The sequence below is a fragment of the Micromonospora sp. NPDC048170 genome, assembly GCF_040652795.1.
Classification (GTDB): domain Bacteria; phylum Actinomycetota; class Actinomycetes; order Mycobacteriales; family Micromonosporaceae; genus Micromonospora.
Map to the genome: position 1 here is coordinate 55,780 of NZ_JBEZMR010000022.1, position 20,587 is coordinate 76,366.

Genomic DNA, 20,587 nt, shown 5'->3' on the forward strand with positions numbered 1-20,587 from the left:
CGTGCCCCTGCCCCGCCGTCGACACCCCGAGGAGAGCCAGTGCGCCTGTCTGACCTGCGCGGACGTACCGTCGCCGTCTGGGGGGCCGGCCGGGAGGGCCGGGCCGCGGTGACCGCGATCGCCGCGCACGGCCCGGCCGACCTGGTCGCCGTCGACGACAGCGCCAACTTCCTCAGCCTGCCCTGGGAGGGGCCACTGGCCGAGGCGGCGCCGCTGGTCACCGGCGAGGACGGCTTCGCCCGGCTGGCCGCCGCCGACGTGGTGGTCCGCTCGCCCGGCGTGCCGCAGACCCACCCGTGGCTGGTGGAGCTGCGCCGGCGCGGCGTGACCGTCACCCAGGGCACCGCCCTGTGGATGGCCGACCACGCCGCCCGTACCGTCGGCGTCACCGGCAGCAAGGGCAAGAGCACCACCTCCAGCCTGATCAGCCACCTGCTCGCCGCCGCAGACCGGCCGAACGTCTTCGGCGGCAACATCGGCGTGCCGACGCTGGACCTGCCGGAGGCGGAGCTGTACGTGCTGGAGCTCTCCAGCTACCAGTGCAGCGACCTGACCGACTCGCCCCGGGTGGCGGTGGTCACCGCCCTCTTCCCGGAGCATCTCGACGCGCACGGCGGCGAGCGGGAGTACTACCGGGACAAGCTGAACCTGCTGGCGCACGGGCCGCGGACGGTGGTGGTCAACGGCGCGGACCCGCGGCTCGCCCTCGAACTGGGCGACCGCGCGGCGGTACGCGCCGGCCTGCCGGACACCGTCCACGTGGCCGGCGGTGCCGACGGCACGCCCTGGTTCCACCTCGGCGACCGGCCGCTGTTCCCGCGCGCGGTGCTGCCCCTGGTGGGCCGGCACAACGAGGGCAACCTCTGCGTCGCCCTCGCCGTGCTCGACGCGCTCGGCGTCGACGTGGTGGCCCGCAGGGACACCCTGGCCGTGGCGGTCGCCGAGTTCCAGGGGCTGGCCCACCGGCTCACCGAGATCGCCGACCCGTCCGGTCTGACGTTCGTCGACGACACCCTCGCCACCAGCCCGTACGCGGCCATGCACGCCATCGACGCGTACGAGGGGCGGCCGTTGACGGTGATCGTCGGCGGCACCGACCGGGGCCTGGACTACGCGCCGCTGCGCGAGCACCTCGCGGAGCGCGAGTTGACCGTGCTCGGCATCCCCGACAGCGGTGCCCGGATCGTCGAGGCGCTCGCCGGGCTGCCCAAGGTGCGCACCGACGTGGTCGACGACCTCGTCGACGCCGTCCGGCGGGCCCGCGAGCTGACCCCGGCCGACGGGGTGGTGCTGCTCTCCCCGGCAGCGCCCAGCTACGGGCGGTTCCGCAACTTCGAGCACCGCTCCGAGGTCTTCGCCCAGGCCGTACGCGACACCGCGGCCGGCTGACGCCGGCTCGGCGGGGCGGGGCGATCCTCAGCCGAGGGCGGTGTGCAGGGCGCGCAGCGACCGGATCGCCGAGCGGATCTCCTGGAGGTAGCGGCCCGGGGTGAGCGTCGGCTCGGGCAGCCCGGCCAGGTCGGGCAGCGCCGGGTCGACGCCGACGGTCTCGATCACGCAGCCGTACGGCACGGCGAGGGTGCGCAGCGCGTCGCAGTGCTGGAACGGCACGTAGATCGGCGCGGTCACCATCAGCACCGGATCGCCCGCGCGCAGGCGCACGTGTCCGGCCCAGAACCGTTGGGTGTCGGCGGTGTGCGCGCGCCGCCGCGCGGGGTCGCCGGACGGGGCGGCGAGCACCCGGACGGGCGGGCCGCCCACGGGCCGGTAGGTGCGTGAGGCCCAGGAGTGGTGTGGGTGCGCGGCGTCGTGGCCGTCGTCCTCGGCCGGGGCGGTCACCCGGAACTCGCGCCGTACCGCCGCGTCCAGCGCCGCCACCTCGGTGTCGCAGGGCGGGACGCCGGCCGCGGCCAGGTCCCGGTGTTCCACTTCGGACAGCGGGCGAAAGCTGCCCAGCACCGCCACCTCGCCGGTGATCCGGATGCCGGCGCGCAGCAGGTGCGCCGCGTACGCGACCCGGCGCTGGCAGGCGTGCGCCAACCCGCCGAGCACGACCAGGTGGGCGTACCCGGGCTGGGCGGGTTCCGCCGGGCGGACCATGCCGAGCGCGGCGGCGGTGGCGAGCACCAGCCCCGCGGTTGCCGGGTCGAAGGCCGGCTCCCGGGCGTCGGGGCGTTCCCGGCCGCCCCGGAAGTCCCAGTGCCGGGCCGAGAAGTCGTCGAGGCCGGCGAGCACCGCCGCGACGTCCCCGTCCGGCCAGTCGCCGCCGAAGTGCCCGACCAGGTCGCGCAGCGGCGCCGAGCCCACCCAGGACCGAATGCCGGCCGTGATCCTCTCGGCGTCCGTGCCCGTCGCGCCGGTCGGCAGCGCCGCCGCCGTACCCGGCGCCTCCTCACCGATCCGCACCGCCGGATCGTACCGGCGGCGCGGGCCGCTGGCGGGGCGGACGGGTTGACGCGCTGTCAGGCGGTCCCGGTTGCCGCCTACACAATGGCCCTTGTTCCCACCGCCCGGTGGTGGCAGCGTGCGGGTACCGCGAACGCCGCTGAGAGGGTGCCACGATGACCACCGACGACCTGCTGGCCCGGCACCGGGCCGTGCTCCCGTCCTGGATGCCGCTCTACTACGACGAGCCGATCGAGCTGGTCTCCGGCTCCGGACGCCGGGTCACCGACGCCCGGGGCCGCACGTACCTCGACTTCTTCGGCGGCGTGCTGACCAACATGATCGGCTACGACGTGCCGGAGATCCGGGAGGCGGTCGAGCGGCAGCTGCGTACCGGCATCGTGCACAGCTCCACGCTCTACCTGATCCGGCAGCAGGTCGAGCTGGCCGAGAAGGTCGCCCGGCTCTCCGGCATCCCGGACGCGCGGGTCTTCTTCACCAACTCGGGCACGGAGGCGAACGAGGCCGCGCTGCTGGTCGCCACCAACCACCGCCGCTCGCACCAGATCCTCGCCGTGCGCAACAGCTACCACGGCCGGTCGTACGCGGCGATGGGCGCGACCGGCAACCGGAACTGGTCGGCCAGCGCGCTCAACCCGCTCCAGGTGGCCTGGCTGCACTCCGGCGAGCGGCTGCGCGGCCTGCTGTCCCGGCTGGGCGAGGCCGAGCGGGTCGAGGCTGCGGTGGAGGATCTGCGCGAGGTGCTAGCCACCCAGACCGCCGGCGACGTGGCCTGCCTGGTGGCCGAGCCGATCCAGGGGGTGGGCGGCTTCGTGTACCCGCCGGACGGGCTCTTCGCCGCCTGGAAGAAGGTCCTCGACGAGCACGGCATCCTGTTCGTCTCCGACGAGGTGCAGACCGGCTGGGGGCGCACCGGCGAGCACTTCTGGGGCTACCAGGCGCACGGCGTCACCCCGGATCTGCTCACCTTCGCCAAGGGCATCGGCAACGGCTTCGCGCTGGCCGGTGTGGTCGGCCGCGCGGACGTGCTGGAGTCGGTGCCGGCGATCAGCTTCTCCACCTTCGGCGGCAACCCGGTCTCGACGGCCGCCGGCAACGCGGTGCTCGACTACCTGCTCGACCACGACCTCCAGGCCAACGCGGCCCGCACCGGCGCGATCCTCGCCGACGGGCTGCGCGCCGCCGTGGGCGGTCTCGACGGCGTCGCGGAGGTACGCGGCAAGGGCCTGATGCTCGGCGTCGAGTTCGTCCGCCCCGGCACCGTCGAGCCGGATCCGGCGCTGACCGCCCGGGTGTTCGAGGCGTGCCGGGCCGGCGGGCTGCTGACCGGCAAGGGCGGCCTCTACGGCAACGTGCTGCGGATGGGCCCGCCACTGACGTTGACCGAGGACGAGGCCCGCGAGGGCCTGGCCATCCTCGTCGACGCCATCCGTTCCTGCGTGGCGGCGGAGCAGGCGGCGTGAGCGTGGGGGAGCCCGACGTGGACGTGCTCGGCCACTTCGTCGACGGCAAGCCGTTCAGCGGCTCGTCCGGGCGGCACGGGGACGTCTTCGACCCGGCGACCGGTCGGCGTACCGCCCGGGTGGAGTTGGCCTCGGCGGCGGACGTCGCGGTCGCGGTGGAGGCCGCCGGGCGCGCGGCCCGGCTCTGGCGGGACGTGTCGCTGGCCAGGCGGACGGCGGTGCTGTTCGCCTTCCGGGAACTCGTGCACGCGCGGCGGGACCGGCTCGCCGAGGTGATCACCGCCGAGCACGGCAAGGTGCTCGCCGACGCCGCCGGCGAGGTGCAGCGCGGCCTGGAGATCATCGAGTACGCCTGCGGCATCCCCTCCGCGCTGCGCGGCGGGTTCAGCGAGAACGTCTCCACCGAGGTCGACTCGTACAGCCTGCGGCAGCCGCTCGGCGTGGTCGCGGTGATCTCCCCGTTCAACTTCCCGGTGATGGTGCCGCTGTGGTTCCTGCCGATCGCGGTGGCCTGCGGCAACGCGGTGGTGCTCAAGCCGAGCGAGAAGGACCCGAGCGCGGCGCTGCTGCTGGCGCGGTGGTTCGCCGAGGCGGGCCTGCCCGACGGGGTGCTCAACGTGGTCAACGGCGACGCCGCGGCCGTGGACGCGCTGCTGGACCACCCCGGCGTGAAGGCGGTGTCGTTCGTCGGTTCCACCCCGGTCGCCCGGTACGTCCACCAGCGCGGCACCGCCGCCGGCAAGCGGGTGCAGGCGTTGGGCGGCGCGAAGAACCACATGGTGGTGCTCCCCGACGCCGACCTGGACCTGGCGGCCGACGCGGCGGTCAACGCGGGGTTCGGCTCGGCGGGGGAGCGGTGCATGGCGATCTCGGCCCTGGTCGCGGTGGAGCCCGTCGCCGACGCCCTGGTGGCCCGGATCGCCGAGCGGCTCGGCCGGCTGCGTACCGGCGACGGCCGGCGCGGCTGCGACATGGGCCCCCTGGTCACCGCCGCGCACGCCGCCAGGGTGCGGTCGTACGTCGAGGCGGGGGTGGCCGCGGGCGCGATCCCGGTGGTGGACGGCCGGGACGTCGAGCCGGACGGCGACGCCGGAGGGTTCTGGCTGGGCCCGACGCTGTTCGACCACGTGACCCCGGACATGTCGATCTACACGGACGAGATCTTCGGCCCGGTGCTCGGCGTCGTGCGGGTCGGCTCGTACGACGAGGCGGTGGAACTGGTCAACGCCAACCCGTACGGCAACGGCACGGCGATCTTCACCAACGACGGCGGCGCCGCCCGGCGCTACCAGCACGAGGTGGAGGTCGGCATGGTCGGTGTCAACGTGCCGATCCCGGTGCCGATGGCGTACTACTCGTTTGGCGGCTGGAAGTCCTCCCTCTTCGGCGACCTGCACGCGCACGGCGAGGACGGGGTGCGCTTCTTCACCCGGGGCAAGGTGGTCACCAGCCGATGGCTGGACCCCCGGCACGGCGGGGTCAACCTCGGCTTCCCCACCCAGACCTGAGCAGCCGCAGGATGCCGGCCCCGGCCAGGTACGCCACCAGCGCCGGCGCCGGCAACCCCAGCGGCTCGGGCGCCGATTTCGGCGTCTCGGCGTTCACCACCAGCGCGTACACCACGGCGGCGAAACCGGCGGCGGTGAGCGCGGTGCGCGCGGTGGCCCGCCACCCTGGGCCGGCCGGCCCGCGACCCGACGCGGCCCCGCCGGTGGGCGTTCCGGTGGCCCCCCGGGCGGCGCCGGTGCGGGTGGTGCGGGCCTCGACGGGGCCGAAGACGGCGACGAGGGCGGCCAGCACCACGGTCAGCATCAGCACCCACGGCACCCGCCAGGCCAGCCAGGCTGCCGACCCCACGGGCGGGGTCGGCAGCTTCCCGGCCGCGTCGAGCGCGCCCACCAGCAGGATCGCGGCGGTCAGGTGCCAGAGGAAGACGGTGAGCACGACCGCGTTCACCGCGATCACCGCCTGCCACGGGCGGGGTCGGCGCAGCCAGCGCTCCGCCGGGCCGCGCAGCAGCAGGATCAGGCCGAACTGGGCGGTGGTCAGGGTCAGCAGGGCCAGGCTGGGCGGGGCGGCGTTGTCCAGGCGCTCACCCGGCACGTTGAGCATGGCCACCGGGTACGGTCCGACGGTGGTCAGCAGCACCGTCGCGGTCAGCCCGCCCAGCAGCGCCGCCGCACCCGCCCGGCGGGACAGCGGCAGCCGGCGTGCCGGCGTTCCCTCGCGCGCGGGCGCGGCCCGCGGGTCGGGGTGGGCGTCGTGACGCCCGGTGTCGGACTCGCGCCAGGCGATGCCGAGCTGGTGCACGGCCAGCCAGCCGAAGACGTAGTTCGGCAGCGCCAGCTCGTCGTGGCCCAGCGCCCGCCCGACGTCGCCCGCGACGACCAGTGCGGCGAGGGTCGACGGGACGAGCAGGCCGAAGCGCCGGTGCAGGGCGTACATCGCCGGGGTCAGCGGCACCACGATCAGGTAGGCGGCGAGGAACCAGAGCGGGATCGTGGCGAACCAGGCGACGGTACGCACCAGCGCCGCCTCGACGCCGGCCAGCGACGCGAGGGCGGCACCGGCGGCGATGACCAGCAGCAGCGCGGTGGTGGGGCGCAGCAGCCGGGCGCCCCGGTCCAGCAGCCAGGCGGTGGCGTCGACGCCGGCGGCCCGGCGGGCGGTCAGCGAGGCGGCGTTGGCGTACCCGCCGACCAGGAAGAAGACCGGCATGACCTGGGCCACCCAGGTGAGCGGGTACGCCCACGGCAGGTCGGGCAGCGCCGATCGCCCCGTCGGCCGGCCGGCGGCGTCCTCGCCGATCGCGGCGACCGCCCAGTGGCCGAGAACGACCATGCAGATCGCGAGTGCCCGGAGCAGATCGACGTAACGTTGCCGACCAGCCGGGGTGCGCGCGGCGAGTTGCCGCAGGCGGCGCATGGCCCGAGGGTACGCCAGGCGTGGACTGGCCGGTGCTGATAACGGTTCGGTCCCCGGGGGTTGAAGTCCGCGCCCTCCTGCCGTAGAAATTCTTCAGCAACATATTGCCAGCTGAAGACAAATTCCCCCCGCGCCTCGTGCGGCGGCTGCCATCCCCCATCCGGCGACCGCCCGGACCGATCCGAGGAGAGACCATGAACAGGCGTGACATCCTGCGGCGCACCGCCGCCGCCGGCCTCCTGGCCACCCCCGCCGCCGGCCTGCTGGCCGGCTGCGCCACGGGCGGTGGCGACGACAAGGGCGACGCCGAGACCTTCAAGGGCACCAAGAGCGAGCAGAACCCGCTCGGTGTCAAGGAGGACGCACCCCTCGAGGTGGTGATCTTCAACGGCGGCTTCGGCGAGGAGTACGCCAAGGCCCACGAGGCCATGTACACCGAGAAGTACCCGAAGGCGAAGATCAGCCACTCGGCGACGCAGGAGATCAGCAAGACCCTCCAGCCGCGCTTCGTCGACGGCACCCCGCCGGACGTGGTCAACAACTCCGGCGCCGGCCAGATCGACTTCAACGGCCTGGTGTCGCAGGGTGCCCTCGCCGACCTGGGCGATCTGCTCGCCGCGCCGAGCCTCGACATCCCGGGCAAGACGGTCAAGGACACCCTGCTGCCGGGCGCCGTCGAGGTCGGCTCGTACGACGGCAAGTTCCTGGTGATGAACTACACCTACACCGTCTACGGCATCTGGCACTCCACCAAGCTTTTCACCGAGCGCAAGTGGGAGTACGCCAAGACCTGGGACGAGCACATCGCCCTGTGCAAGCAGATCAAGGCCGCCGGCATCGCCCCCTGGACGTACGCGGGTGCGCACCCCCGCTACATGAGCTGGCCGGTGATCTCCACCGCGATCAAGCTCGGCGGCCCGTCGGTCGCCACGGCGATCGACAACCTGGAGCCCAACGCCTGGAAGTCCGACGCGATGAAGACCGCGGCCGACGCCTGGCACCAGATCGTCAAGGACAAGTACATCCTCGAGGGCTCGCCCGGCCTCGACCACAAGCAGTCGCAGACCGCGTGGTGCCAGGGCAAGGCGGCCTTCATCTCCTGCGGCTCCTGGCTGGAGAGCGAGCAGAAGGACGTCACCCCGGCCGGGTTCAACATGACCATCCAGCCGACCCCGAGCCTGGGCAGCGGCGACAAGCTGCCGTTCGAGGCCGTGCGGGGCACCGCCGGTGAGCCGTTCATGGTGCCGGCCAAGGCCAAGAACGTCGCCGGTGGCCTGGAGTACTTCCGGCACATGCTCTCCAAGAAGGGCGCGCAGGACTTCACCAAGAAGGTCTCCAGCCTGACCGTGGTGGCCGGCGCCAGCGAGGGCGTCGAGCTGCCGTTCGGGCTGAACACGGTGGTGAAGGCGCTGGACGCCTCCGCCAGCAACGGCTTCAACTGGGTCTACCCCAACTACTACCGCAAGCTGGAGCGCAACCTGATCGACGCCGCGTGCGGCGAGTTCTTCAGCGGGCGGATCGGCCCGGCGGAGTTCCTCGACCAGTGCCAGAAGGGCGCGGACTCGATCGCCCAGGACAGCTCGGTCAAGAAGTACAAGCGGGCCGTCTGACACCCCGGCCGGTGGGAGCGGCTGAACCGCTCCCACCGGGCCGCCGCTGAAGAGGTAGGACCCCCATCGTGAGACATGGCAAGTACCCGCTGATCGTCACCTTCCTGGTGCCGCCGGTGCTGCTCTACGTCGTCTTCGTCGTGTCGCCGTACCTGCAGGCGTTCCAGATCTCCACGACCGACTGGCTCGGCTACTCGGCCGACGCCAACTCGGTGGGACTGGCGAACTTCAAGACGCTGTGGAAGGACGACTACGTCTGGAACGCGTTGAAGAACAACGCGATCCTGCTGGCGCTGGTGCCGGTGCTGACGATCGTGCTCGGCCTCTTCTTCGCCGCCATGCTCAACATGGGAGGCCGCAAGGGGCGGGCGGGGGTCAGCGGGGTGCGCGGCTCGTCGTTCTACCGCACGGTCTACTTCTTCCCCCAGGTGCTCTCCGTCGTGATCATCGCGCTGCTGTGGAAGGAGGTCTACCACCCGAACAAGGGCCTGCTCACCAGCGCCCTGAACAGCGTCGGCCTCGCCGCGCCCACCTGGCTCGGCGATCCGAAGACCGCCTTCTGGTGCGTCCTCGCCGTGATGATCTGGAGCAACGTCGGCTTCTACGTGGTGCTCTTCGGCGCGGCCATGTCGGCCATCCCGAAGGAGATCTACGAGGCGGTCATGCTCGACGGCGCCTCCCGGCTGACCACGCTGTGGAAGGTGACCATCCCGCTGCTCTGGGACACCGTCCAGGTCGCCTGGGTCTACCTGGCCATCTTCGCCCTGGACGGGTTCATCCTGGTGCAGTTGATGACCAACGGCGGCCCCAACTTCTCCACCGACGTCATCGGCGTGCGGATGTACGACACGGCGTTCGGCAGCGAGACCAAGTTCGGCTACGCCTCGGCGATCGGCGTGGTGATGTTCTTCCTGACCCTCACGGTGGCGGTGCTGGCGCTGCGGGCCAGCAAGCGAGACAGGATCGAGTACTCGTGACGACTCTGGACAAGCCCGCCTCCCTGGCGCTGCCCGCCGAGCCCCCCGGCCCCGCCGACCGCCCGGTACGCCGCGAGCTCGGGGTCGCCAACGTGCTGTCGCACGGCTTCCTGCTGTTCTGGGGCGCGCTGACCGTACTGCCGCTGCTCTGGATGTTCATCAGCTCGTTCAAGAGCAACGCGGAGATCCTCTCCGACCCGTGGAGCCTGCCCGGCGCGCTGCGCTTCGACAACTGGTCCCGGGCCTGGAGCGGGGCGCACATCGGCCAGTACTTCCTCAACAGCACGGTGGTGGTTGCCGGCTCGGTGACCCTGACCATGCTGATGGGCGCCACCGCCGCGTACGTCTTCGCCCGCTACGAGTTCCGGGGCAAGCAGTTCGTCTACTACCTGTTCGTCGGCGGGCTGATGTTCCCCGTCTTCCTCGCCCTTGTGCCGCTGTTCTTCGTGGTACGCAACGCCGGCCTGTTCGGCACCTGGACGGGGCTGATCCTGGTCTACTCGGCCTACTCGCTGCCGTTCACGGTGTTCTTCCTGACGGCCTTCTTCCGTACCCTGCCCACCGCCGTCGCGGAGGCGGCCCTGGTCGACGGCTGCGGTCACTTCCGGCTCTTCTTCCAGGTGATGCTGCCGATGGCGCGTCCGGGACTGATCAGTGTCGCCATCTTCAACTTCCTCCAACACTGGAACCAGTTCCTGCTGCCCCAGGTGCTCATGCAGGGCGACGAGTCCAAGTGGGTGCTCGCCCAGGGGCTCGCCGCGCTCTCGGTCAACCAGGGCTATGCCGGAGACTACGCACAGCTCTTCGCCGGCCTCACCATCGCGGTGGTCCCGGTGCTGCTGGTCTACATCCTCTTCCAGCGCCAGGTCCAGTCCGGCCTGACCGCCGGCCAGCTCAAGTAGCCCCCGCCCGCACCCGATCGCCCATCGGCCCGGTTCGGGCCGTCCGGCAGGTTGATCGCCGCTGATCGCCGCTGATGGCCCCTGATGCCCTCTGATGCCCCTGATCGGCTTGTGGTGCGACGCTCGTCGCGGGTCGCGTCAGCTGATCGCGTGGCGGATCCCGGTCAGCCGGTAGAGACCGATTCTGATCACCGCGACCCCGGGCCCGGCGGACTCGCCGGGCCCGGGAGGCGGTGGACCCAATTAGTACGCCGCACGCTGTCGAGCTGCCCCATCTGTGGGACCGGGCCGTCAGACCCGGCCTTCGCCCTGGGAACCGCCCGTGCGGTGCTCGTGCCCGTGCGGTGCTCGTGCCCGTGCGGTGCTCGTGCCCGTGCCCGTGCCCGGCGCTCGTGCCGTCCCCTGCCGCGTCCGGCGCTCGCCCCCCGCCCGGTGGCCGCTCGCGGGTGCCCGCCCGGCGTCCGTCCCCTGGCCTCGTTCGGTTGTTCCGCTTCCGGCGTACGACCCAGGGGTGTTCTTCGGACATGCCGGTTGGCCCGACGGTGGTCCTACCGACGGGGCAGCTCGACAGTGGCCGACCGACTCGTTGCCGGGCCCACGCTGAATCGGGTGGCGTCCTGCGTGACGCTTCGAGGAGGCTGGCGGGGGGCAACCAAGCCTTACGGACAACGGTCATGCAGGCCACTCTGGCCACGCCGGGCCTTGGCCCACTTGGCTCCCGAGCCCCCGGCCCGAAGCAGGCCCCGAGCAGCCCTGACGCGGGCCCGGTCGCCGGTCACGGCGTCCGGCTCGCTGGTCGAGATTGCCCGTCCGCGCTCTGCGGGCTGCGGGCGGGGCCGGAGGGGCGATCAGGTGGGTGGGGGGACCAGCAGGGCGTGCAGGGCCTGCGGATCCGCCACCTCGGGCAGGTCGCGGGCGGCGAGCCAGGCCGCCGCGGCGGCACCGTCGCCGGCCGAGCGCAGCGGCGCGTCCGGCCACTGCCGGCCGACCTCGGCCCGAACCGCCGCGGCGAGCGGGGTGTCGCCGGTCAGCAGGCCGCCACCGAGCACGATCGGGGAGGCGTCGCCAGCCGGGCGGATCCGCGCCGCGCTCTCCGCCAGGTGCGCGGCGGCCTCGGCGATCAGCGTGCCGGCGACCGGCTCGCCGTCGACGGCGGCAGCGACCACCAGGGGCGCGAGCCGGGCCAACTCCACCGGGGGGCGACGGGTCACCGCCTGGACCAGCGCGTCGACGGTGTCCCGGGGGCGGGCCGCCACGTCGGTGGAGCCGAGAAGTTCGGTGAGCACCCTGGTCGCCAGCCGGCCCGGGGCACGGTCCCGGTCCAGGTCGGCCAGCAGCCGGCGGACCGCCTCACGGCCCAGCCAGAAGCCCGAGCCCGCGTCGCCGAGCAGCCAGCCGTGACCGTCGGCGACCCGGTCCAGCCGTAGCTCGCGTATGCCGGCGGCGATCGCCCCGGTGCCGGCGATGAGCACCGTGCCCTCGGGGCTCGCGGTGCCCGAGGCGTACGCGACGAGTGCGTCGCCGTGCACCGCGTACGGGCAGCGCAGGCCGGCGTCGTGCCAGGCCCGGTCGAAGGCGTCGCGGCCGGCGGGGTCGGCGAGCAGCCGGGCCGCCCCGGCCAGCCCGATGGTGCCGCCACGCACCCGCGCGGGATCGACGTCGGTGAGCGCCTCCCGCAGGGCGGCCAGGAGTTCGCCGGCGGCCCGCTCGGCACCGTGGCTGGTGGGGTTGCCGCCACCCGCCCGGCCGTCGCCCAGCCGCCGCCCGTCCAGGGTCAGGGCGGTCGCCCGCGTTGACGTACCCCCGACGTCGAGACCGACCACGACGGTGTCGGACATCCGCACCCACCCTCCGTTCGATGCCGCGTTCATGCTGGTCGGCCCGGCGGCGGCGGGCAAGAGGCGGACGGCTTCCGGGGCTGTGCGCCAGGTAACAGTTTGAAAACTTCGCCCACGGCCTTGACACGGAGGGGCCTTTAGTAAGAACTTTTACCACTAACAGTTAACAGTCTTTTCGGAAAGGTGCCCCATGGTTGATCACGAGGTGGACATCTCCGCGGGGACCGCGGTGGTCGACGCCGACGCGGTCGACCGACGGGCCGCGCTCGGGGTCGCCTCCGACGGCGTGCTGGCACGGGTCCGGGCCGGCGCGGGCGAGCTGACGGGGGCGCTACGCCGGGTCGCCGAGCACGTGCTCAGCGACCCCGAGGCCGCCGCCCGGGCGACGATCGTGGAGCTGGCCGAGCGCAGCGGCACCTCCCCGGCGACGATCACCCGGTTCTGCCGGGCGATGGGCTTCGACGGCTACGCCGACCTGCGACTGGGCATCGCCGCGGAGACCGGCCGGGCCCGCTCGGCGGGCTGGACCGTCGACATCGGACGCGAGATCCAGCCGAGCGACCCCCTCTCCCGGGTGCTCGACCAGATCATGGCCGCCGACACGCGCGCCATGCACGACACCGCCGCGCTGCTCGACCTCGCCGAGGTGGAACGGGCCGCCGTCGCCATCGCCGGGGCGACCCGGGTGAACATCTTCGGCGCCAGCGGCAGCGCCCTGGTCGGCGAGGAGATGCAGTTCAGCCTGCACCGCATCGGGGTGGCGGCCTGGGTCTGGAACGACGTGCACGAGGGCCTCGCCAGCGCGGCCCTGCTGCGCCGGGGCGACGTGGCGCTCGGCATCTCGCACACCGGCCAGACCCGGGAGACCATCGAGATGCTCGCCGAGGCGGGCAGCCGGGGCGCGACCACCGTGGCGCTGACCGGGTTCCCGCGCTCGCCGCTGGCCGAGCTGGCCGACATCGTGCTGCTCACCGCCAGCCAGGCCACCACCTTCCGCCCCGACGCGCTCTCCGCCCGGCACCCGCAACTGGTCGTGCTCGACCTGCTCTACATCGCCGTCGCCCAGCGCACCCACGACCGCGCCCACGCGGCCTTCCGGCGTACCGCCCAGGCCGTCGACGGCCACAAGGCCGCGAAGGGGGCAACCGCATGATCAGCGCCCAGGGGTACGCCGACGCCGTCCGCCCGGTGCTCGACCGGCTCGTCGACGCCAGCGCCGACGGGATCGGCGCCGCCGCCGACCTGATCGCTACCAGCCTGCGCGCCGGTGGGGTGCTCCAGGCGTTCGGCGCCGGCCACTCCGAGGCGTTCGCCGCGGAACTGGTCGCCCGGGCCGGCGGGCTGGTGCCCACCAACCGGCTCTCCCTGCACGACCTGGTGCTGCACGGTGACGCCCCGCGCGACGTGCTCGCCGACCCGAAACTGGAGCGCGACCCCAGCGTCGCCCACCAGCTCTACGCGCTGGCGGCCCCGCAGCCGTCGGACGTGTTCGTGGTGGCGTCCCAGTCCGGCATCAACGGCTCGGTGGTCGAGCTGGCGACGCTGGTCACCGGACGCGGTCATCCGCTGATCGCGGTCACCTCGGTGGCGCACACCGCACGGGTCGCCCCACGGCACCCGTCCGGCAGGCGCCTCGCCGACCTCGCCGACGTCGTGCTGGACAACGGCGCGCCGTACGGCGACGCACTGCTGCCGCTCGAGGGCGGCGGCGCGGTCTGTGCGGTCTCCTCGGTCACCGCGGCGCTGCTGGCGCAGCTGCTGACCGCCGAGGTCGTACGACGGTTCCACCAGGCCGGGGAGGTACCCCCTATCTACCTCTCCGCCAACGTCCCCGGCGGGGACGAGCACAACCACGCCCTCGAGTCGCGGTACGCCGGGCGCCTCCGGCGGACCGCCTGACCCGAACACCACAAGGAGAGACGACGATGTCGATTAACCCCGACAACCCGGCCGACCTGAGCCGTCGGACCGTGCTGCGCCGGGCTGCGGCGGTGGGCCTGCTCGCCACCCCGGCTGTCGGCCTGCTGAGCGCCTGCGCGACCAGCGGCGGTGAGAAGGAGAACGAGCAGGTCGCCGGCGGCACCAAGAGCGCCACCAACCCGCTCGGCGTCGCCGAGGACGCCCCGATCGAGGTGGTCATCTTCAACGGTGGCTACGGCGAGAAGTACGCCACCGACGTGCACCAGCCGCTGTACAAGAAGGCGTTCCCGAAGGCCGAGGTCAAGCACCAGTCGACCCAGGCCGTGTCCACGGTGCTCCAGCCGCGGTTCGCCGCGGGCAACCCGCCGGAGTTCGTGAACAACTCCGGCGAGAAGCTGATGGACTTCGGCGCCCTGGTCGCCGACGGCCAGCTCCAGGACCTCACCGAGCTGTGGGACGCCCCGTCGGTCGACGACCCGAACAAGAAGGTCCGCGACACCGTCGTGCCGGGCACCGTCGACGTCGGGTCGTTCAACGGCAAGCCGTACGTCCTGTACTACGTCTCCACCGTCTTCGGCATCTGGTACTCCGGCAAGCTGTTCAAGGACAACGGCTGGGCGCCGGCGAAGAACTGGAGCGAGTTCACCGCCCTGCTCGACCAGATCAAGGCCAAGGGCATCACCCCGTACGGCTACGCCGGGGCGAACGCCGCGTACTACCAGTGGAACGTGATCCTCACCCACGCGGCGAAGATCGGCGGCCCGGACGTGGTGAAGAACATCGACAACCTGGAGGACGGCGCCTGGCAGCAGGACGCGGTCAAGCAGGCCGCCGAGGCATGGGCCGAGATCGGCGCCAAGTACGTCGACAAGAGCTTCGAGGGGCTCAAGCACACCGACGTGCAGCTGCGGCAGAACCAGTACAAGCTGGCGTTCTACCCCAGCGGCGACTGGCTGGAGGGCGAGCAGAAGAAGGACACCCCGAACGGTTTCGACTACCAGCTGATGCCGGTGCCGAGCCTGTCCGCGTCGGACAAGCTGCCGTCGACGGCGCTGCGGGCGACCGCCGGTGAGGGCTACTTCGTCTCGGCCAAGAGCAAGAACCCCAAGGGCGGCCTGGAGTACATGCGCCAGATGCTCTCGGTGGCTGGCGCGAAGGGCTTCACCGAGACGGTCAAGGCGCCGACCGTGGTGACCGCCGGCTCGGACGGCTTCGCCTTCCCGCCCGGTGTGGCCAGCTCGCAGGCTGCGCTCAAGGCCGCCGGTCAGGACGTGTTCAACATCTACTTCGACGGCTGGTACAAGGAGCTCGACACGGAGGCGCGCACGGCCACCAACGAGCTGATGTTCGGCCGGATCAAGGCGGACGCCTTCGTGGAGCGGATCCAGAAGCGCGCCGACGCGGTCAAGAAGGACAGCTCCATCACCAAGTTCAAGCGCTGATCGATCGGAGCGTAGGGGTCATGCGGCACGGCAAGTATCCGTTCGTGATCGGGTTCCTCTTCGTCCCGGTCACCCTGTACGTGGTCTTCGTCATCGCGCCGTACGCGCAGGCGTTCCAGATCTCGATGACCAACTGGCGGGGCCTCTCCGCCCCGCAGTGGGTGGGCTTCGACAACTTCCGGAGGTTGTTCGACGACGACAACTTCTGGAAGGCGGTCCAGCACCACGGCGTACTGCTGCTTGCCCTGCCGCTGATCACCATCGCCATCGCGCTGTTCTTCTCGTTCCTGCTCAACGTGGGCGGCAAGAGCAGTGGCGGGCAGCGTCAGGGGGTCTGGGGGTCGAAGTTCTACCGCGTGGTGTTCTTCTTCCCCCAGGTCCTGGCGGTGGCCATCATCGCGGTGCTGTTCCAGACGGTGTACCGGCCCAACGAGTCCGGCCTGATCAACGGCGTGCTGATGAAGCTCGGCTTCGACCCGGTGCTCTTCCTGGTCCGGCCGAACCTGGCGCTCTGGTCGATCCTCGCGGTGCTGGTGTGGCAGGCGGTCGGCTTCTACGTGGTGCTCTTCTCGGCGGGCATGGCCTCCATCCCGGGCGAGATCTACGAGGCCGCCGAGATCGACGGGGCGAGCCGGGTGACGCTCTTCTTCCGGGTCACCCTGCCGCTGCTCTGGGACACCCTCCAGGTCGCCTGGGTCTACCTGGGCATCGCCGCGTTCGACGCGTTCGCGATCGTCTCGGTGCTCTCGGTGGACGGCGGCGGCCCGGACGGCGCGACCACCGTGCTGGCCATGGAGATCTACCGCAACGCCTTCGTCTACTCGAAGTACGGCTACGCCTCGGCCATGGGCGTGGCGCTGTTCTTCCTCACCCTCACGTTCGCGGCGTTGACGCTGCGGCTGACCAAGCGGGAAAGCGTGGAGTACTGATGAACCCGCAGACGACGCTGCCGCCGACACCGGCGGCGACACCGCCGAAGACCGCCAAGTCGGGTGCCGCGCATCGGCGCGGGGGCCGCCGCTCGGAGGTACGGCTGTTCGCCAACCTCGGGCACGTGGCGCTCGCGGTCTGGGCGGTGATCGTGATCGTGCCGATCCTGTGGACCTTCCTCGCCTCGTTCAAGAACACCACGGAGATCTTCAGCAGTCCGTGGACGCTGCCGGCGGAGCTGCGGTTCGAGAACTACGCGCGGGCGTGGAACAAGGCGAACGTCGGCCGCTACTTCCTCAACAGCGTGATCGTGGTCACGTTCAGCACGTTCGGCACCATGCTGCTCGGTTCGATGGCCGCGTACGTGCTGGCGCGCTACAAGTTCTGGGGCAACCGGGCGATTTACTACCTGTTCGTCTCGGGGTTGGCGTTCCCGGTCTTCCTCGCCCTGGTGCCGCTCTTCTTCGTGGTGAAGAACCTGGGGCTGCTGGACACCCACACCGGGGTGGTGCTTGTCTACATCGCCTACTCGCTGCCGTTCACGGTGTTCTTCCTGGCCGCGTTCTTCAAGACCCTGCCGGCGTCGGTAGCCGAGGCCGGCATGATCGACGGCTGCTCGCACACCCGGCTGTTCTTCCAGGTGATGCTGCCGATGGCCAAGCCGGGCCTGATCAGCGTCGGGATCTTCAACATCATCGGCCAGTGGGGGCAGTACCAGCTCCCGCTGGTGCTGCTCTCCAACGCCAAGGAGAAGTGGGTGCTCACCCAGGGCATCGCGGACATCTCGGTGAATGCCGGCTACGAGGCGGACTGGTCCGGCCTGTTCGCCGCCCTGACCATCGCCATCATCCCGATGATCGTCGTGTACGCGATCTTCCAGCGCCAGATCCAGTCCGGCCTCACCTCGGGCGCCGTCAAGTAGCTCCCGACGCGCGGTTCTTCCGACACCGGGTGGCCATCCCACGGGGGGATGGCCACCCGGTGTCGTAGGGGCGAGGCAGAATCGCCTTCGTGCTGGTGGCGGTGGTCTCCGACGAGCGGGGCGGGGGAGTGTTGCAACCCCTCGACGTCGCCGGATGCCCCGCCGGCCCGGCGCGGCCGGTCACCGATCTGGCCGCCGCCGTCGCCGCGTGCGAGGCGGCGGAGGGGCCGCGCTGGGTGTGGGCCTCCGGCGCGTCGGTCTACCCGGCCCTGTTGCGCGCGGGGGTGCGGGTCGAGCGTTGCCACGACGTGGAGCTGACCGAGTCGCTGCTGCTCGGCCACGCCGGCCGCTGGGGTGAGCCCCGCTCGTTCGCGGCGGCCTGGGCCCGGCTCACCGGCGCCCCGGTGCCGGCCGACCCACCGCCGCGTCCGGCCGCGCCGCCCGGCCACGGCCAGGGCGCGCTCTTCGACGCCCTGCCCGGCCCGCCGGGCCCCGGCGTCGAGGCCCTTACCCGGGTGTACGCCGACCAGCTCGCCCGGATCGCGGCGACCGGGCATCCCGGCCGGTTCCGGCTGTTGGTGGCCGCCGAGTCGGCCGGCGCGCTGATCGCGGTGGAGATGGGTGCCGCCGGGCTGCCCTGGCGGGCCGACGTGCACGACGAGGTCCTCGCCGAGCTGCTCGGAGAGCCGTCGCCGGTGGGCGGTCCGCCGCGTCGGTTGGCCGAGCTGGCCGCGCGGATCGCCGACGCGTTCGGCGTACGCCAACTGCACGCCGACTCCCCGGCGGAGCTGTTGCGGGCGTTCGCCCGGGCCGGCGTGGAGGTGCCCAACACCCGGGCCTGGGTGCTGCGCGGGGTGGACCACCCGGCGGTGCCCCTGGTCCTGGAATACAAGGAGCTCTACCGGATCTGGACGGCGCACGGCTGGGCCTGGCGCGACGCCTGGGTGCGTGACGGCCGGTTCCAGCCGGAGTACGTCCCGGGTGGGGTCGTCTCCGGTCGCTGGGCCACCAGGGGCGGCGGTGCGTTGCAGATCCCCAAGGTGATCCGGCGGGCGGTGGTGGCCGATCCGGGCTGGCGGTTCGTGGTCGCCGACGCCGGCCAGTTGGAGCCGAGGGTGCTCGCGGCGGTCTCCGGCGACGCCCGGCTGGCCGCCGCCGGTGGCGCCGGTGACCTCTACGCCGCCCTCGCCCAGGACGCCTTCGGTGGCGACCGGCCGCGCGCCAAGTTGGCGCTGCTCGGTGCGATGTACGGCCAGACCGGCGGGATGGCGGTGCCGGCGCTGGCGGTGCTGCGGCGCAACTACCCGGTCGCCTTCGGCTACGTGGAGGCCGCGGCCCGCACGGGCGAGACCGGCGGGCTGGTGCGTTCCTGGCTGGGGCGCACCTGCCCGCCCGGCAGTGCCGGGTTCGGTGACGCCGACGCCGACCTCGCCGACGGTGGCGCCGATCCGCAGTCGCCGCGGGCCCGGGCGGCCCGGTCCCGGGGGCGCTTCACCCGCAACTTCGTCATCCAGGCCACCGCCGCCGAGTGGGCCTCGACCCTGCTGGCGACGCTGCGTGGCCGGCTCGCCGGCACCGGCGCCGAGCTGGTCTTCTTCCAGCACGACGAGGTGATCGTGCACTGCCCGGCGGAGCGGGCCGGCGCGGTCGTCGACGCCGTCACCCGGTGCGGCGAGCAGGCCGCCGCGCTGCTCTTCGGCGACACCCCGGTCCGCTTCCCGCTGGACCTGTCCGTCGTCGACTGTTACGCCGACGCGGCGTGACGGCTCCTCCGGCGGGTCAGGAGACGCCGGATCCCGGGTTGGCGGCGTCCCACGCGTGCCGTGACTCGGCGATCGCGTCCTTGTGCGCCAGTGACCAGTCGGCCAGCTGCCGCACCAGGTGGGTGAGGCTCCTGCCGCGTTCGGTCAGCTCGTAGGTCACGGTCACCGGCACGGTCGAGTACGCCGTGCGCAGCACCAGGCCGTCGCGCTCCAGGCGGCGCAGGGTCAGGGTGAGCATCCGCTGGGAGATGCCGTGGATGGCCCGTTGTAGTTCCCGGAACCGCCGGACGCCGGAGGAGAGCTCGACGATCGCGAGCACCGACCACTTGTCGCCGATGCGGTCGAGCACGTCGCGGATCCCGCAGTCCGGGTGCTCCGGCAGGCCGCAGGGCGGCAGCGCGCCGGTTACCGCCGTGTGCCCTGCTGACATCGAAGTGCCTCCTTGTGCCCGCTTCCATGGTTCCCGACGATGAGGTTAGTTCCGATTCGGTACCACCGAAAGGCTCCCCTCATGCTGTTGGTCACCGGCGCCTCCGGGCACCTGGGCTCCCTCATCCACGCCGGACTGGCCGAGCGGGGTCTCGCCCCGCTCGCCGGCACCCGTACCCCCGGTCGCTTCGCCGCCGCCGGGCGGACCATGGACTTCGACGACCCGGCGGGGCCGGACCTGACGGGCGTACGCGTGCTGGTGCTGGTCTCCGCCGGATACGGCGAGGACGACGTCGTCCTGGCCCGCCACGACCGGGTTCTCGCGGCGGCGGAGCGGCACGGGGTGGAGCACGTGGTCTACACGAGCCTGGTCGGCGCCGGCGACCACCTGGCCTTCGCGCTCGCGCACCGGTGGACGGAGCGTCGGCTGCGGGAGAGCCGGCTGGGCTGGACGATCCTGCGCAACGGGCTCTACGCCGAGCTGTTCGGTCAACTGGCCGCCCCGGTCGACGGCGCGGTCACGGCCCCGTTCGGCGCGGGAGCGGTCGCCGCGGTGGCCCGGCAGGATCTGGCCGACGCCGCCGTACGGGTGACCGCCGACCCTGCCGCCCACCGTGGCCGCACCTACGAGCTGACCGGGCCGGTCACGCTCACGGCGGCCGGCCTCGCCGCCGAGCTGGGGGTGCCCTACCGCCCGGTGTCGCTGGGTGAGCGGCGTGCCGCGCTGGCGGGCCCGGGACTGCTGCCCTTCCAGCCGGCCATGCTCATGTCGATCTACTCCGCCACGGCGGCCGGGTTCCTCGCGGAGACCCGCGGCGACCTGCCGCGGCTGCTGTCGCGTCCGCCCCGCGACCCGATGCCGGTCGCGGTCGCCGCTGCCACCGGGGCGTCGTCCTGACCGTCGGCGCAGCCGGTCCCGGCCTTCCACGCCGGTAACAGTTGCACTATTTTCCCTTTTCGCCCCGCTACCCGGCCCGCCTCCTCCTCGTTGCTCCCGATGTCCGTACGACGGAGCGGGCCGTGCCCTCGCGCCACGGCCCGCTCCACGGTGGAGGGGGCC

Annotated in this window: 17 protein-coding genes; 13 read left to right on the forward strand and 4 right to left on the reverse strand. The window is 72.5% G+C overall.

The features are described from left to right. Positions 1-39: 39 nt before the first annotated feature. Positions 40-1,389 (forward strand): UDP-N-acetylmuramoyl-L-alanine--D-glutamate ligase, encoded by a 1,350-nt coding sequence (gene murD, locus AB0D32_RS23575; protein ID WP_357093957.1) that lies wholly within the window; start codon positions 40-42, stop codon positions 1,387-1,389. 27 nt (positions 1,390-1,416) lie between these two features. Here the strand turns inward: murD and AB0D32_RS23580 are convergent, their stop codons facing one another. Then, positions 1,417-2,406: a hypothetical protein gene (locus tag AB0D32_RS23580; RefSeq protein ID WP_357093960.1), complete on the reverse strand. Its 990-nt coding sequence runs from the start codon at positions 2,404-2,406 to the stop codon at positions 1,417-1,419. Positions 2,407-2,561: 155 nt separating this feature from the next. On the opposite strand from AB0D32_RS23580, the gene AB0D32_RS23585 reads away from it, so the two are divergent. Further along, positions 2,562-3,869, forward strand: a complete 1,308-nt coding sequence (locus tag AB0D32_RS23585; RefSeq protein ID WP_357093963.1) for an aspartate aminotransferase family protein — start codon at positions 2,562-2,564, stop codon at positions 3,867-3,869. A gap of 17 nt (positions 3,870-3,886) precedes the next feature. Then, a complete protein-coding gene (locus AB0D32_RS23590) occupies positions 3,887-5,377 on the forward strand; it encodes a CoA-acylating methylmalonate-semialdehyde dehydrogenase (protein WP_357094170.1) in 1,491 nt (496 codons plus the stop codon). Here the strand turns inward: AB0D32_RS23590 and AB0D32_RS23595 are convergent. Then, entirely contained in the window at positions 5,349-6,794 is a 1,446-nt protein-coding gene (locus tag AB0D32_RS23595; RefSeq protein ID WP_357093966.1) for an acyltransferase, read from the reverse strand. The two genes, AB0D32_RS23590 and AB0D32_RS23595, sit on opposite strands and share 29 nt — an antisense overlap. Positions 6,795-6,988: 194 nt before the next feature. Between AB0D32_RS23595 and ngcE (AB0D32_RS23600) the strand changes: the two genes are divergently transcribed. The 3 genes from ngcE (AB0D32_RS23600) (at position 6,989) to AB0D32_RS23610 (ending at position 10,283) form a co-directional block, all read left to right on the forward strand. After that, positions 6,989-8,404, forward strand: coding sequence for an N-acetylglucosamine/diacetylchitobiose ABC transporter substrate-binding protein (gene ngcE / locus AB0D32_RS23600; protein ID WP_357093969.1), 1,416 nt, complete (start codon positions 6,989-6,991; stop codon positions 8,402-8,404). 68 nt (positions 8,405-8,472) lie between these two features. After that, positions 8,473-9,381, forward strand: a complete 909-nt coding sequence (locus AB0D32_RS23605) for a sugar ABC transporter permease (RefSeq protein ID WP_357093971.1) — start codon at positions 8,473-8,475, stop codon at positions 9,379-9,381. Next, positions 9,378-10,283, forward strand: coding sequence for a carbohydrate ABC transporter permease (locus AB0D32_RS23610; RefSeq protein WP_357093974.1), 906 nt, complete (start codon positions 9,378-9,380; stop codon positions 10,281-10,283). The genes AB0D32_RS23605 and AB0D32_RS23610 overlap by 4 nt, the downstream gene beginning before the upstream one ends. A gap of 848 nt (positions 10,284-11,131) precedes the next feature. Here the strand turns inward: AB0D32_RS23610 and AB0D32_RS23615 are convergent. Then, positions 11,132-12,121 carry a BadF/BadG/BcrA/BcrD ATPase family protein gene (locus tag AB0D32_RS23615; protein WP_357093977.1) on the reverse strand — a complete coding sequence of 330 codons (990 nt, stop codon included), beginning with the start codon at positions 12,119-12,121 and terminating at the stop codon, positions 11,132-11,134. A gap of 190 nt (positions 12,122-12,311) precedes the next feature. Between AB0D32_RS23615 and AB0D32_RS23620 the strand changes: the two genes are divergently transcribed. From AB0D32_RS23620 to AB0D32_RS23645, 6 genes are all read left to right on the forward strand, one after another. Further along, positions 12,312-13,274, forward strand: a complete 963-nt coding sequence (locus AB0D32_RS23620; RefSeq protein WP_357093980.1) for a MurR/RpiR family transcriptional regulator — start codon at positions 12,312-12,314, stop codon at positions 13,272-13,274. After that, a complete protein-coding gene (locus AB0D32_RS23625; RefSeq protein WP_357093985.1) occupies positions 13,271-14,020 on the forward strand; it encodes an SIS domain-containing protein in 750 nt (249 codons plus the stop codon). Before AB0D32_RS23620 ends, AB0D32_RS23625 begins: the two co-directional genes overlap by 4 nt. 26 nt (positions 14,021-14,046) lie before the next feature. Next, positions 14,047-15,483 carry an N-acetylglucosamine/diacetylchitobiose ABC transporter substrate-binding protein gene (ngcE, locus tag AB0D32_RS23630; RefSeq protein ID WP_357093991.1) on the forward strand — a complete coding sequence of 479 codons (1,437 nt, stop codon included), beginning with the start codon at positions 14,047-14,049 and terminating at the stop codon, positions 15,481-15,483. Positions 15,484-15,503: 20 nt separating this feature from the next. Beyond that, complete coding sequence (locus AB0D32_RS23635; protein ID WP_357093996.1) at positions 15,504-16,412, forward strand: sugar ABC transporter permease; 909 nt, start codon at positions 15,504-15,506, stop codon at positions 16,410-16,412. Then, entirely contained in the window at positions 16,412-17,335 is a 924-nt protein-coding gene (locus tag AB0D32_RS23640) for a carbohydrate ABC transporter permease (RefSeq protein WP_357094001.1), read from the forward strand. The genes AB0D32_RS23635 and AB0D32_RS23640 overlap by 1 nt, the downstream gene beginning before the upstream one ends. Before the next feature lie 80 nt (positions 17,336-17,415). After that, positions 17,416-19,098, forward strand: a complete 1,683-nt coding sequence (locus tag AB0D32_RS23645) for a bifunctional 3'-5' exonuclease/DNA polymerase (protein WP_357094174.1) — start codon at positions 17,416-17,418, stop codon at positions 19,096-19,098. 16 nt (positions 19,099-19,114) lie between these two features. On the opposite strand, the gene AB0D32_RS23650 is transcribed toward AB0D32_RS23645, so the two are convergent. Further along, entirely contained in the window at positions 19,115-19,528 is a 414-nt protein-coding gene (locus AB0D32_RS23650) for a helix-turn-helix domain-containing protein (RefSeq protein ID WP_357094006.1), read from the reverse strand. 81 nt (positions 19,529-19,609) lie between these two features. Here AB0D32_RS23650 and AB0D32_RS23655 point away from each other — a divergent pair, with 81 nt between their 5' ends. Continuing rightward, a complete protein-coding gene (locus tag AB0D32_RS23655) occupies positions 19,610-20,425 on the forward strand; it encodes an NAD(P)H-binding protein (protein WP_357094011.1) in 816 nt (271 codons plus the stop codon). Positions 20,426-20,587: the final 162 nt, after the last annotated feature.

Coding starts and splice junctions, on each gene's coding strand:
- AB0D32_RS23585 (WP_357093963.1), top strand. CDS start 2,562: ATGACCACCGACGACCTGCTGGCCCGGCACCGGGCCGTGCTCCCGTCC.
- AB0D32_RS23595 (WP_357093966.1), bottom strand. CDS start 6,794: ATGCGCCGCCTGCGGCAACTCGCCGCGCGCACCCCGGCTGGTCGGCAA.
- ngcE (WP_357093969.1), top strand. CDS start 6,989: ATGAACAGGCGTGACATCCTGCGGCGCACCGCCGCCGCCGGCCTCCTG.
- AB0D32_RS23615 (WP_357093977.1), bottom strand. CDS start 12,121: ATGTCCGACACCGTCGTGGTCGGTCTCGACGTCGGGGGTACGTCAACG.
- AB0D32_RS23620 (WP_357093980.1), top strand. CDS start 12,312: ATGGTTGATCACGAGGTGGACATCTCCGCGGGGACCGCGGTGGTCGAC.
- AB0D32_RS23625 (WP_357093985.1), top strand. CDS start 13,271: ATGATCAGCGCCCAGGGGTACGCCGACGCCGTCCGCCCGGTGCTCGAC.
- ngcE (WP_357093991.1), top strand. CDS start 14,047: ATGTCGATTAACCCCGACAACCCGGCCGACCTGAGCCGTCGGACCGTG.
- AB0D32_RS23635 (WP_357093996.1), top strand. CDS start 15,504: ATGCGGCACGGCAAGTATCCGTTCGTGATCGGGTTCCTCTTCGTCCCG.
- AB0D32_RS23640 (WP_357094001.1), top strand. CDS start 16,412: ATGAACCCGCAGACGACGCTGCCGCCGACACCGGCGGCGACACCGCCG.
- AB0D32_RS23650 (WP_357094006.1), bottom strand. CDS start 19,528: ATGTCAGCAGGGCACACGGCGGTAACCGGCGCGCTGCCGCCCTGCGGC.
- AB0D32_RS23655 (WP_357094011.1), top strand. CDS start 19,610: ATGCTGTTGGTCACCGGCGCCTCCGGGCACCTGGGCTCCCTCATCCAC.